General features: G+C 56.0%; 10 protein-coding genes. 9 read left to right on the top strand and 1 reads right to left on the bottom strand.

Annotation, left to right across the window (positions count from 1 at the left end; translation table 11 throughout):
* The first annotated feature begins 310 nt into the window (after nt 1-310).
* The 4 genes from AC2FJ5_RS21085 (at nt 311) to AC2FJ5_RS21070 (ending at nt 5542) form a co-directional block, all read left to right on the top strand.
* Nucleotides 311-811: a type II toxin-antitoxin system HicB family antitoxin gene (locus AC2FJ5_RS21085; protein ID WP_496790238.1), complete on the top strand. Its 501-nt coding sequence runs from the start codon at nt 311-313 to the stop codon at nt 809-811.
* Between the two features lie 982 nt (nt 812-1793).
* Nucleotides 1794-2480: a FecR family protein gene (locus tag AC2FJ5_RS21080; RefSeq protein ID WP_281972630.1), complete on the top strand. Its 687-nt coding sequence runs from the start codon at nt 1794-1796 to the stop codon at nt 2478-2480.
* A 181-nt stretch (nt 2481-2661) separates the two neighbouring features.
* Nucleotides 2662-4782, top strand: a complete 2121-nt coding sequence (locus AC2FJ5_RS21075) for a CHASE2 domain-containing protein (protein WP_496689139.1) — start codon at nt 2662-2664, stop codon at nt 4780-4782.
* A 460-nt stretch (nt 4783-5242) separates the two neighbouring features.
* On the top strand, nt 5243-5542 hold the full coding sequence (locus AC2FJ5_RS21070) for a glycosyltransferase (RefSeq protein ID WP_496794493.1): 300 nt from the start codon (nt 5243-5245) through the stop codon (nt 5540-5542).
* A gap of 61 nt (nt 5543-5603) precedes the next feature.
* On the opposite strand, the gene AC2FJ5_RS21065 is transcribed toward AC2FJ5_RS21070, so the two are convergent.
* The gene (locus tag AC2FJ5_RS21065) at nt 5604-6233 is read right to left on the bottom strand and encodes a response regulator transcription factor (protein WP_246097171.1); all 630 of its coding nucleotides are present in this window, start codon (nt 6231-6233) and stop codon (nt 5604-5606) included.
* Between the two features lie 219 nt (nt 6234-6452).
* On the opposite strand from AC2FJ5_RS21065, the gene AC2FJ5_RS21060 reads away from it, so the two are divergent.
* Genes AC2FJ5_RS21060 through AC2FJ5_RS21040 form a run of 5 tightly spaced genes read left to right on the top strand, consistent with a single transcriptional unit; the run spans nt 6453 to nt 13398 of the window.
* Nucleotides 6453-7694, top strand: coding sequence for a pyridoxal-phosphate-dependent aminotransferase family protein (locus AC2FJ5_RS21060; RefSeq protein WP_496794492.1), 1242 nt, complete (start codon nt 6453-6455; stop codon nt 7692-7694).
* 16 nt (nt 7695-7710) lie between these two features.
* Nucleotides 7711-8907, top strand: coding sequence for a malate--CoA ligase subunit beta (locus AC2FJ5_RS21055; RefSeq protein ID WP_496693072.1), 1197 nt, complete (start codon nt 7711-7713; stop codon nt 8905-8907).
* Nucleotides 8907-9797 carry a succinate--CoA ligase subunit alpha gene (sucD, locus tag AC2FJ5_RS21050; RefSeq protein WP_281972634.1) on the top strand — a complete coding sequence of 297 codons (891 nt, stop codon included), beginning with the start codon at nt 8907-8909 and terminating at the stop codon, nt 9795-9797. Before AC2FJ5_RS21055 ends, sucD begins: the two co-directional genes overlap by 1 nt.
* The gene (locus AC2FJ5_RS21045) at nt 9797-10768 is read left to right on the top strand and encodes a 2-hydroxyacid dehydrogenase (RefSeq protein WP_496794491.1); all 972 of its coding nucleotides are present in this window, start codon (nt 9797-9799) and stop codon (nt 10766-10768) included. The genes sucD and AC2FJ5_RS21045 overlap by 1 nt, the downstream gene beginning before the upstream one ends.
* The gene (locus AC2FJ5_RS21040) at nt 10768-13398 is read left to right on the top strand and encodes a phosphoenolpyruvate carboxylase (RefSeq protein WP_496794490.1); all 2631 of its coding nucleotides are present in this window, start codon (nt 10768-10770) and stop codon (nt 13396-13398) included. The genes AC2FJ5_RS21045 and AC2FJ5_RS21040 overlap by 1 nt, the downstream gene beginning before the upstream one ends.
* Nucleotides 13399-13519: the final 121 nt, after the last annotated feature.

Here is a 13519-nt window from a genome sequence, read left to right as displayed (position 1 = left end):
GGATGGATCTGGTCGCTTCGACATCCGCGATCACGCTGTGATCTGTATCGATGAGGTAGTTATCGGAATACGCAAAGTGTCCGTTGTCAGAGTTTTTGGAACCAAGAGCGGCGTAAACTAAGTCAGTATTCGGCTCATCTGTTTGGTTTGATGATGCAGCGCGCCGCCAATGTGATCCATGCCCTTGTCGTCGAGATATTCCGCCAAGTCGGCGTCGACGTAGGATGAGCCGTTGAGCTGAACAGCCGGGGTTTCTGCCGTTCTTGCGGATGGTACGAAGGACGACCCAAACCTATTTACGAAATCTATTGTGGAACTCGAACAGCCTTGTTCTATCAACTCGATCAAAACCAAGATAAAAGAGGAAGCTATTAATCGGAAAGTGCCTTATCCCATGAATTATCTAGCGATTGTTCACCACGATCCAGCGTCTTGCTATGGCGTGAGTTTCCCGGATGTGCCGGGCTGTTTTGCCGCTACAGATAAGGCTACTGACATCCTCAAAAACGCGATCGCAGCTCTCGATGACTACTTCTCGGATGTTGCGGAAATTCCGCAGCCACGTGACATCGAAACAATTCGTACCGAAGTGGCTGGGGACTTGGCGCAAGGAGCATATCTCTTAGCGGTTCCCTATATCCCGCGCGACACAATCAAGGAGCGTCGCCAAGTGAACCTAGAGCGCGGCGTCTGGGACACTATAGATGAGGCAGCCAAAACTCTGACAAACGGCAATGTCTCGGAATTTCTCGGTCTCGCTGCCCGCAATGAGATCCTCGTCCGCCAAGGCCAGATTGCTCTCAATGATTGAGTGGCGCGCCCTCAGGTAGGAAACCGACGCTCATACTCAACTTCTGTTGTCAACTTCAACAACGATGCCATATTCCACATTTGACGTTTATAGCGATTAGCTGACGCAAGTGTGTTCTGTGAGTTCTCTTTTAGACGGGCTTTGCGTGTTTGGGAGCGGCATCGTAATGCCCCAGCTTGTTGAGTTGGAGAGAACATTTTTGTGCAGTTGGTACGGGATCTTTCTGGCCTGTGTGTCGTGACATTCGCGATAGCGCGCTGGCGTGGTGCAAAACTGGTGCAACACGCCCGCGCGCTTTAGGTAAGTATTTGGTTTTTATGGGAATTTAGGAGTAGCTCACCCCTTAGCAGGGGAGCGCCTTCGACCACTCGGCCACGTCTCCGCTGGCCGGTGTATTCGATAAGCGCCAAGAAATACAAGGGACCTCGTGAAAAAATCTTCAAAAAGTCAAATCCATGATGTCTATGGCTTTCGGGCTTGATCAAAGGCAGCCGCGAAATGTCACCCGCAATGCGTGTCTGCCGGGCCTTCCATAAGGCGATCAGACCCAAGAGACATCGGCTTGGAAAGCGAGCGACGGCCCAACGAAACACTGATTTGAAAAGGGCCCTGTCCGAGACACCGGCAATGTACAAACAGAGAGTTTCCGAAGCTCCGGGTCAGCCCAATTAGGTGGGAATTTTCTCCAGCTTCATAGAAAACTTGCCAAACACATAGGCATTAAGGCATATTTGCTTAGATTTTTTACAAATAATACAAAGAAATAAATTCCACGAGGCACAGACCGGGCAGCGGGCGCATTGCGCTCTGGAATAACCTTGGGGAAGGGATAATTAGTTTGGCCTGGTTAAGAGTGTTGTGTGTTTCCTGTTGTGTTTTGATACTGCCGTCGCAGATCCTGGCCAACATTGGTACTGTCGTAAGCGTCAAACAAGGCGCAGAAATTACCCGAGCCGGGAATTCCCGGCCACTGCTTGAAGGCATGGAAGTTGCCTCGGGTGATTCCATATCCACAGACAGCAGAGGGGTAGTTCAGCTGATCTTTGTTGACGAAACGAAGATCGCGATAGGGCCTAATGCAAAGATGGCGCTGGATGTGACCATGTTGCGAAACAAGAAGAAGGCCAAGAATTTTGCCGTTCAGGCCTTGGGTGGAAGCTTTCGTTTCATCTCGGGCAACAGCAGAAAACGTGCCTATTCCATCCAGACCCCCACTGCGACAATGGCTGTGCGTGGGACCATATTCGACATGTGGGTTGTGCCTGGCACCCAAAGCTCGATGCTGGTGCTGGAAGGCACCGTGCAGATGTGCGGCCTGAAAGGCGGCTGCAGATCAACTGGACGTCAATGCAGCCTGTTTGCCACCAGTCAAAAAGGCAAGGTGGGCCGCCCGGCCGATCAGGCACAGTACGACGAAGCAGTGAAAAATGGATTTCCGTTCATTCAATCTCAGGAACGGCTTCTCAGTCCGCTGCGCGTGAATATCGAAGGCTGCGCCGGAGAATCAGCACCAGTGCAGCCCATCGAAAAATCCGACGCTCCCGAGCCCCGCCCAGCGCCCCCGCAGCGGCAAGCGGTGAAGGCTTCGGTAGCATCTGCACCCGTTGAGGCGCCCAGTATTGAAGGCGGTGCAGCGCCGGATACGAAACCGAATAGACCTGTTAACTGAGCATCGGCTGATATGGGTAATCGGTAATGTCGGGCAGTGAAAGCGACCACTGTCTTCGGAGGCAACCGTGACGGTTAAGTCGAAAGAACGGAGCACTCGCCGCAGGGGTTTTCGCCTTGTGGGTTTGTGCCTGATCCTGTTTGGATGCTTTGTCAGGGTCATAGATCCATTTCCCGTGCGCATGACTCGGCTGATATATTTCGACATCCTTCAGCGCATGGCCCCACGCGATTACACCCCCGACCTGCCAATCCGTGTTGTCGACATAGACGAACAGTCACTGGCCAACTGGGGGCAATGGCCATGGCCGCGCAATCTCATGGCTCAGATGGTTGAAAACCTCGGCCAAAATGGCGCTGCGGTCATCGCTTTTGACATGCTGTTTGTCGAACCCGACCGCTATTCGCCTGCTCGATTATTGGAAGACCCTGCGTTGGCCGAGGTGCTCTCGGTCGATGAAGACGCCCAAAACCTGGACAACGATGTTTTTTTCGGAGCCGAAATCGCCAAATGGCCGGTTGTTCTGGGTGTAGCGGCCCGTGTGGCCGATGATGGTCAGCCCGTCATATCCAAGGCGGGGATCATCGAGATCGGTGAGTCTCCGACCTCAGGGCTCGTCCAGGTTCCGCATTGGACTCCTCCTGCTCCGCCACTTTATTCAGATGCAACAGGCATTGGGGGCGTGAATGTCTCACCACTTGGTGGGACCGGTGTGGTCCGCCGGGTCCCGGTACTTTGGGGGGGACCGGATGGCGCCCTGCCAAGCCTGGGAATTGAGGCCCTTAGGGTGGCCTTGGGGGAAACAGTCCTTTTCGCCGAGGGCGCGTCCGATGAATCCGGTGTCATGCTGGCGCTTGAACTGGGCGATTTTCGATTGCCAACAACTCAGAACGGCGAAGTCTGGATCCGGTACAGGCGAGACCGGCCTGAACTGTATGTTTCTGCCAATGACGTTATGACGAATCCGGATGATCCTGCGCTGCGGTCCCGAATCGAAAACCAGATTATTCTTGTTGGCACCTCTGCGGCGGGTCTGTTTGATATGCACCAGACCTCGCTCGGAGAATCCGTGCCCGGCGTCTCGATCCACGCGCAGTTACTTGAACAGGTCCTAACGGGCGAAATGCTCAGCCGATCCGATGTGACCGCTGCGCTTGAGTTGGTCTCATTCGTCTTACTGGGGTTAGTGGTCGTCGCCGTCATGTCCAGCTTTGGTGCGGTCGCATCCTTCATTGCGGGTGGCGTATCTGCAGCCGTAGTTGTGCTGATCAGCTGGATGGCCTTTCAAAATCAACTCGTATTATTTGATGCAACCTTCCCACTTGCTGGTGGGATGGCGAATTTCGGGCTGTTGGCCGGATATCTATTCATTTCGACCGAGCGCGAGAAAAGAGCGATCCGAAAGATTTTTTCTCACTATGTCGCTCCTGAAATTTTGGATGAAATGGAAGGCTCGGACCATCAGTTGGTCCTTGGTGGAGAAACACAAGAGATCACCGTCATGTTCGCCGACATCCGTGGATTTACCCCGTTATCCGAGTCGGTTTCGGCCACGGAGCTCGTCGCCATTCTGAATGAGCTGTTTTCACAGGTCGGAGATCAGATTTTGCACGAGCGAGGCACAATCGACAAATTCATCGGCGACGCAGTCATGGCGTTCTGGAACGCTCCGCTTCCGGTCGAAAATCATCCCTGTCGCGCTGCACGGGCAGCCTTGATGATGCGCGGTGCATTGGCACAGTTCAATAGGTCCGAAATCATGCGCGAACGGCCACCCATTGCGCTGGCCACTGGCTGCGCGACAGGACAGGCCTGTGTGGGCAATATCGGGTCGCGGCGGCGGTTCAATTATACTGTGATCGGAGATGTGGTGAACGTCGCCGCCAGGATCGAACAAAGCTGCCGACATGTCGACTATGACATCCTGGTTTCGAATTCAGTTTACATTCTAGGCAAACAAGAGTTGGCGATGTTGGAAGCTGGGTTTGTGGACCTGAAAGGAAAAAAGAACCTGGAGCCCGTTTACATATTGATTGGCGATCAGGACATGCTCGACAGCGAGGCATTCCAGAACTTACGCGATGCGCATGCTCAACTTTTGTCGGCCATACGTGCGCGTGAACCGCTGGAGCGCACCGATGAGCTGCGCCAAAACTGCATCGACATTGCCAAAGAAATCGAACCCGGTCTTCTATCCTTTTATCGAGCGCTGTCTGGGCGCACTGCGGATTTTCTGTCCGATGTCCAATCAAACAAGCTGTTGTTCAGTCATCACGCCCGTGAAGGACAAAATCTGGCCTAGCGGGCCCAGAGCCATTGCAACTTTCAAGCGAGCATGTGAACCCCATAGAACCGCCCAGAAGCAGGCACGGAAGTTTGGGAACCATATGGCTAAGGCCAAATCATCCATCCTGAACTTGGCTCCTTACTTCCGGCCTGAAGAAACTGGATCAGCACCTTACTGCACCGAGCTGACCCAATTGGATGCTCATCGTGAAACAGACGCCATTATGGCCTATGTTCCGACTATCCTGACCTTGTTTGGCGCCCACACGCTTACCGAAGCAATCAAAAATGGCACGTCGCCGAAAACGCGTTTTTCTCCCCCAAACACAGACCAGCCTGCAGTCTCCTGGCCATTTGCGGGTCGGGCTTCTAAGCAACCTGTCCCGCGAGAAAGGGCTGTACGATTTTCTTGAAGCAGCCGGATCTCTGCACTCTCTCGGGGTTAAAGTCGAAATGATCCTGGCCGGGCCGGCCCACTGGAGCAAGACCTGACCGCGATCAAAGCCGCCGTCGCCAAAGACGAGATCAGATGGGACGGCCCGCTATATGGCGAAAAAAAGCAGCAATTATATGATGAGATTGACGTGTTTCTGTTTCCAACTCGATATAGTTTCGAAGCTCAACCAACTGTAATCTACGATGCCTTCGCGTCGGACACAGCCGTGACCTCTTTCGCGCGCAGAGCTATCGAAGAACAGGTTCGGGTTTGCATTGCGACCGTCGCCGTCGATCAGAGCTTTTCCGAAACCGCCACCCAATTCCCCACGGGTTCCTAAGAAAGGCCGATCACGCGACCAACAGAATGACCACACCATTGGAGCATTTGGGCAAATCTATCTAATGCGAGGCCGCATTAGACGAATAGTAATACGCGATGGCCTGCGTCCTATTTTTAACCGATAGTTTTTCGTAAATGTTTGACAGGTGAAATTTCACGGTATTGGTCGATATCTGAAGCTCTTTGGACAACTCGCGGTTGGACATGCCCTTGGCTAGAGCTTCCAGAATCGCGCGCTCTTTCCGCGACAGGCTGTGGATCGGATTCTGTTGCATCTGGCGGACATCGATGAACGGAAACACCATCTTGCCAGCAGCCACGTCCGCGCAGGTTTCCAGCAACGCTTCAACTTCACCTGACCGGGATGAGAACCCCGCAGCTCCTGCCTGCATTGCAAGGCGCGGAACATCTCCGACATCATCGCCGTAAATGACAAAACGGGGCGCGCCTTCCTGTTCTCGCAAAACCTCGATCAATTTGGCCGCGCCAAGAACCGGCAAGCTCCAGGAGATCACACACACCTGGACCGGAACTCTCATGACCGCGCCCAGGAACCCTTCAGCAGTCGCCGATGTGGCAACCAAAGAGAATCGCGGATCACGTTCAAAAATCTCTGACATGGCCGATAAGACCAGCGGATTGTTGTCGGCAAGCATGACGTCAATCGGTTGTTGTGAAGGCTCTGTCATTGATTTTACATCCAAATCCTCAAGAAACTACCCATTCGTATAGGGCAAAACTTGGTATACTTCGGTATTCTTGCCAATACGGGTAGGTTTTTCCCCATTCCATTAGAAGTCCTAAAGCAGTAGTAAGTTACGTTGCGCGATGACGCAAGCAAGGCTTTCCTGATCCACAACGAGATGTCTGGGCGTGGTTGACCACCCCAACGATCAAGGAGGATCGCAATGACTTTCCAGATTTATCCAACGCTCGAAATCCCCGAGACGCTGGCCGCTGGCCCCGGGCCGGGCAATACAGACGCGCGCGTTCTACAAGCCTTTTCCAGCGCCGGAGTTGCGGATCACATGCAGGGCGACGTTTTGCGCGGCATGATCGAATGCAAGCACATGCTGCGCGAAATCTGGGGCACCACGAACATATACACCTTTGCGGTCGCGGGCACTGGTTGGAGCGCTTTGGACACCATGTTCTCGGCTGTCATGCCCGGTGACACGGTTGTTGCGTTCAACAACGGGACCTTTTCGGGCATCGATACAATGACCCTTCGGATCAAGGCAGCGACACCGGACGAACATGCTGCCAACCCCTTGGATCCGCAGGCCGCCAGTGTCACGATCATCGACGTGCCGCATGGTCAGTCGGTGACCGGTGACTTGGTCGAAGCCGCACTGGCTGAACACAAGCCCAAATGGGCGTTTATGGCACATTGGGAAACGGGATCAGGACGCATCAATGATTTGCGCGGCTTCTCGGATGCCTGCGAGCGCCATGGTGCAATGGGTCTGATCGACGCCGTTTCGTCTTTGGGTGTCGAAGATTTCCGGGTTGATGATTATCCGGGCATCGCGGGCTGGGCCTCTTGTCCGCAAAAGGGCCTGTGCTGCTTGCCGCTGACCTATGCTCCCGTCAGCTTTACCGATGCATATATCGACAGCCTGAAAGCAACGGGTGCCTACAGCTATGTTCACAATCCCATTTTCGAGGCCCGCCACTGGGGCATCGTCGATGGCCAGGATGTCGAAAAAGGCACATATCACCGAACACATTCGGGCTATGCCGTCGCGGCCTTTCATGAATCGTTACGCCTGACCCTGCAGGAGGGGCTGGCGAAGCGCGCACATGCATACAAGACGCATGAGGCCGTGCTGCGCGATGCCGTCATTGCGATGGGCTGCGAGGTCACCTCGGACATGTCCAGCCTTGTGGTGCTGAACCTGCCCGCTGAACTTGCAGGCCGCGAAATGGAGCTGGTGCAGAATTGCCGGGCCCGCGGCTTTGGCATCTGGCCAACCCTCAGCGCCCCTGTTCAGGTCCGCATCGGCATCCTGAACCAACTGAATCATCAGTCGATCGGCCGCATCGTGCATTTGTTTGCCGAAGCAATCCGCGAGATGGGTGGTTCGGTGAATCTCGAAGCGATCGAAGCGCTTCTGGAAAGCCGCTACGGCACATCTATCGCTGCATAAACGGGAGGAAATGCAGATGGATATCCACGAATATCAGGCGAAAGAACTTCTTTCGAATTTCGGCGTCGAAGTCCCTTCGGGGGCCTTGGCCTACAGCCCCGAGCAAGCTGCCTATCGTGCACGTGAGCTAGGCGGCGACAAGTGGATTGTAAAGGCCCAGGTTCACGCAGGTGGCCGCGGCAAAGCTGGGGGCGTAAAGCTCTGCAATTCGGAAAGCGAAATATACGCAGCCTGTGACGAGATGTTTGGCCGCAAGCTGGTGACGCATCAGACCGGCCCCGATGGCAAAGGCATCTATCGCGTCTACGTCGAATCTGCCGTTCCGATCGATCGGGAAATCTATCTGGGTTTTGTGCTCGACCGCTCAAGCCAACGCGTGATGATCGTCGCCTCGTCCGAGGGCGGAATGGAGATCGAGGATATTTCCGCAGAACGCCCTGAAAGCATTGTCCGCTCCATCGTCGAACCTGCGGTAGGTCTGCAGGAGTTTCAGGCGCGCGAGATTGCCTTCAATCTGGGACTGGAGCCCCGTCTGATCCAAAACATGGTCCGCACCCTCCAAGGGTGTTACGCCGCTTTCAACAAGCTGGACGCGACCATGGTTGAAATCAATCCGCTCGTCATCACCGGTGACGATCGGGTGTTGGCGCTGGACGCCAAGATGAGCTTTGATGACAACGCCTTGTTCCGCCACCCGCAGGTCGCGGAGCTTCGCGACAAAAGCCAGGAAGACCCCCGTGAAAGCCGCGCGGCGGATCGTGGCCTGTCTTATGTCGGGCTGGACGGCAATATCGGCTGCATCGTGAATGGTGCCGGTCTGGCCATGGCGACGATGGACACGATCAAGCTGGCCGGGGGAGAGCCTGCAAACTTCCTCGATATCGGAGGCGGCGCGTCACCAGAACGTGTTGCCAAAGCTTTCCGATTGGTACTGTCCGACAAGAACGTCCAAGCGGTTCTGGTCAACATTTTCGCCGGCATCAACCGCTGCGACTGGGTTGCCGAAGGCGTCGTGCAGGCTCTGAAGGAACTGGATATCGACATTCCAGTCATCGTGCGCCTTGCCGGGACGAATGTTGAAGAAGGTCAGAAAATACTCGCCAAGTCCGGCCTGCCGATTATTCGTGCAACAACATTGATGGAAGCTGCCGAACGCGCCGTTGGTGCGTGGCAAAACGATTTGACCCAAAACACCAAGATGAGGGCTGTGTAATGAGCATTCTTCTGGACCGCGACACCCGCGTTATTGTTCAGGGCATCACTGGACGTATGGCACGCTTTCACACCAAGGATATGTTGGAATACGGCACCAATGTTGTTGGCGGTGTCGTCCCTGGCAAGGGCGGCGAAATCGTAGAAGGCGTGCCTGTCTTCGACACTGTCAAACAAGCGGTAACGGCCACCGGCGCAGAGGCCAGCCTTGTCTTCGTGCCGCCCCCGTTTGCGGCGGATTCGATCATGGAGGCTGCAGATGCCGGTATCCGTTATTGCGTTTGCATTACCGACGGCATCCCGGCGCAGGACATGATCCGCGTCAAACGCTATATGTATCGCTATCCCAAGGACAATCGCATGGTGCTGACCGGCCCGAACTGTGCTGGAACCATCAGTCCTGGCAAGGCCCTGCTGGGGATTATGCCGGGCCATATCTACCTGCCGGGCAATGTCGGCATCATCGGTCGTTCGGGCACGCTGGGCTATGAAGCTGCGGCGCAGCTGAAGGAGCGTGGCATTGGCGTCTCAACCAGCGTCGGTATCGGTGGCGACCCGATCAACGGCTCGTCATTCCGCGATATCCTTGAGCGGTTCGAACAGGATGAGGACACCGAGGTCATCGCCATGATCGGCGAAATCGGCGGCCCTCAGGAAGCCGAGGCGGCCGAGTATATCCGAGACCACGTCACCAAACCCGTCGTGGCCTATGTCGCCGGTCTGACCGCACCCAAAGGCAGGACCATGGGTCATGCCGGGGCTATCATCTCGGCATTTGGCGAAAGCGCCTCGGAAAAGGTCGAAATCCTATCGGCGGCAGGTGTGACTGTTGCTGAAAACCCTGCGGTAATTGGCGAGACCATCGCCCGCGTCATGGGAGAGGCTGCGTGATGGTCAAACCTTCGGTCCTTGTCACCCGTCGCTGGCCCGCCGCCGTCGAGGCGCAACTGGCCGAAAACTATAACACCGTACTCAACATCGGGGACAAACCATTGTCCCCGGCCGAGATCCGCGATGCGTTGAAACGCTATGACGCGGTTTTGCCCACGGTCACCGACACGCTCAGCGCCGAGGCGCTGGACGTATCTGCGGCGCAAACCAAAATCCTCGCCAATTATGGAGTTGGTTACAGCCATATCTGTGAACCCGCTGCGCGCAGCCTTGGTATGACCGTAACCAATACGCCTGATGTCTTGTCCGAATGCACGGCTGATCTGGCCATGACATTGCTGCTGATGGTAGCCCGCCGCGCCGGCCAAGGCGAACGTGAGCTGCGCGCGGGCGGCTGGACCGGCTGGCGTCCGACCCATCTGGTCGGCACCAAGGTCAGCGGCAAGACTCTGGGCATCATCGGTTTTGGCCGCATCGGTCAGGAAATGGCCCGTCGCGCGCACCATGGGTTCGGCATGAATATTCTTGTCCAGAACCGCAGCACTGTCTCGTCCGAGGTATTGAAACAGTTCAACGCAACTCAGGTCGATACCGTGGACGATCTGCTGCCGCACTGCGACTTCGTCTCACTGCACTGCCCGGGTGGGGCCGCAAACCGGCACCTGATCAACGGGCGCAGAATGGATCTGATGAAGCCCAACGCCTTCCTCATCAACACTGCGCGCGGTGAGGTCTTGGATGAGCACGCGCTTGTGCAGTCGCTGATGTTCGACACGATCGGTGGGGCTGCTTTGGACGTGTTCGATGGCGAACCTCGCATTAGCCCGGATCTGTTGCAATGCGACAACCTGGTGATGCTACCCCATCTGGGTAGTGCCACAAAAGAATCGCGCGAGGCCATGGGCTTTCGCGTACTCGACAATCTGGCCGACTTCTTCGCAGGTCGCACCCCGCGGGACCAGGTGATCTGATGCAAGCGCTGGCCCGCAATATTCCGTCCACCCCGGACCCTTCGGGCTATGCCGAGGAATTGCGCTCGGAACTGCGGGCGTTGTGGCGGAATATTCTGTCGAAGCGGGCGCCGCATGTGGCGACATGGGCCGAGGCCATGCCGTTGCAACCCATCCCTACAGGGCTCGAGGCAACGCCGTATCTGCAAGCCCTATCGATCTGGTTCCAACTGTTACGCATCATTGATGAAAACGCCCATGTCCGGGACCGGCGCCTGACCGAGACCCTAAGCGGCGCGGAATCGGTCGAAGGCGGGTTTGCCGAGGTGTTGTCTGAACTGCAATTAACGGACAGCCAGACAAAAAAACTGACGGCTGACCTATGCGCCGGTCCCACCCTAACCGCGCACCCGACCGAGGCCAAACGGGTCACCGTTTTGGAAATTCACCGGCGGATCTACCGCAATCTTGTCAGTCTTGAAGTGCAACGATGGACCCCGACCGAACGCACCGAATTGCTGAATGGTCTGGAAGGCGAGATTGATCTTTTGTGGCTGACAGGCGAACTTCGCCTGTCGCGCCCAAGCCTGCGCGACGAGATCGAATGGGGGTTGCAATTCTTCCGGGATGCAATCTTTGACGCCGTCCCGCAGGTCATGGATCGGTTCGATCAGGCCTGCCTGCATGTGTTGGGTCAGACTCTAGCCAAAACACCCAACATTCGCTTTCACAGCTGGATTGGCGGCGACCGGGATGGCAATCCGAATGTCACAACCGAGATGACCGCACTGGCCCTGCAACGCGGCCGTGAAACGGTTCAGGATCTTTATCGTCAGGCCATCGATCAAGCTGCAAGCCGGTTGAGCATCAGCGCGCTCATATTGCCGCTTCCTGAGCCAAACCGTGCACGTGTACAAGAAATTATCGACCGAACTCCGGACGGCGATCGCAATCGAAACGAACCGTTCCGGCAAGCTCTCAATGCCATTCGCTATCGGCTGACCGATGGCGGCTATGATCACATCTCACAATTCGTAAGCGATCTTGGGGCACTTGATGCGGCTTTGTGCGCGGTCAACGCCGACGTCCTGGCACAGAGGCATATCCGTCCGCTGTGCCGCGCCGCTGCGGTTTTCGGGTTCCGAACCACAACCCTGGATATTCGTCAGAATTCAACCGTCACGAATGACGTTCTGACGGAAATTTGGTCGCAATCCGGACATGCTCCGGAATATGGCACGCCCGACTGGTCTACCCGTCTGCGATCAGAGCTGGCAGATCAAAACCTGCCCTATCAAAACCGCGAGGTGCTGAGCGATCAGGCGCAGGAAATGCTGGCGCTTTTAGCGCTTGTTCATAGTGTTCGCTCGGGGCCGGACCCCAAGGCAATTGGGCCATTTATCCTGTCCATGACCCGGTCTGCCGATGATATTCTCGGTGTGTACCTGCTGGCCCGCTATTCCGGTTTCGGGTCCGAGACACTGGATATCTCGGTGGTGCCATTATTCGAAACGATTGCAGATCTTCGCAATGCCCCTGCGATCCTGCTGGACGTTTTGGCAGTACCGCTTGCCCGCCGCAGCCTCAAAACCGATGGAAATGAAATCGAAGTGATGCTGGGGTATTCAGACAGCGGCAAGGATGGCGGGTATTTCTGCTCAACATGGGAGCTGGAGCGCGCCCAACGTCGCATCGTGACGGCACTGGCTTCGCAAGGTTTCAAGGTCACGTTTTTCCATGGACGCGGAGGCTCAGTCAGTCGGGGCGGCGCTCCCACTGGGCGGGCGATTGCTGCGCAACCCAGCGGAACAATTGCCGGGCGCTTGCGCGTAACTGAACAGGGCGAAGTTGTTTCGACCAGATACGCCAACCGCGGAACAGCCGCGGCCCATCTGGAATTGCTCCTGTCAAGCACGTTGCGTCATACCGCCAATCCCGGAGAAACCCTGGCCCGACCCGAGTTCGACGACGCGCTGGATGCTCTGTCGGAACTGTCACAGACAGCCTATGTCTCGCTTTTGAAGATGCCAGGCTTTCTGGACTATTTCCAGCAGGCCAGCCCGGTCGAGGAATTAGCCCGCCTGAAAATAGGATCTCGTCCGGCACGTCGCTTTGGCGCGGCCAGCCTGGATGATCTGCGCGCCATTCCATGGGTCTTTGCCTGGTCGCAGAACCGCCACCTGATCACGGGCTGGTATGGTTTCGGGGCCGCAATGGCCAGCTTCCGCAAATTTCGTGGCGCGCGCGGTGATGAAGTGCTGCAGGATATGTTTCAGCACTCCCGGCTGTTCCGCCTTGCCGTCGATGAGATGGAGAAATCGCTCTATCAGGCGGATATGGGCATCGCCGCACAATACGGCGAACTAGTGCACGATGAGAACACCCGACAAATCGTCTTTCAATCAATCAAAGCGGAATACGATAGCGCCTGCAGTGCAGTGCAATTTCTGACGGGAGGACAAACTATCGGACACCGTTTCCCTCGCCTGTGCGAGCGGTTTGATCGCAAACGGGCTGAACTGGCCCGCATTCACGCGCTGCAGGTCGAATTGCTGCGACAAGCTCGAACCGAGCCTCAGGCAGGATCGGTTCCTGTTCCCCTGCTGCAATCGATGAACGCTATTTCCGCTGGCCTTGGCTGGACCGGCTAACCCTTTTAGGAGGTTTCAAAGTGAACGCCCCGCAACGCACTCAAGGTTTTTTCACCCAGTCTCTCTCAGCGCGCGACCCAGAGCTGTTCGGCTCGATCACGTCCGAGCTGGGCCGTCAGCG

Source organism: Ruegeria sp. CDSA221, from assembly GCF_059611825.1.
The sequence above is the reverse complement of the archived record's forward strand: the minus strand, read 5'-3'. Positions and strand labels throughout refer to the sequence as shown.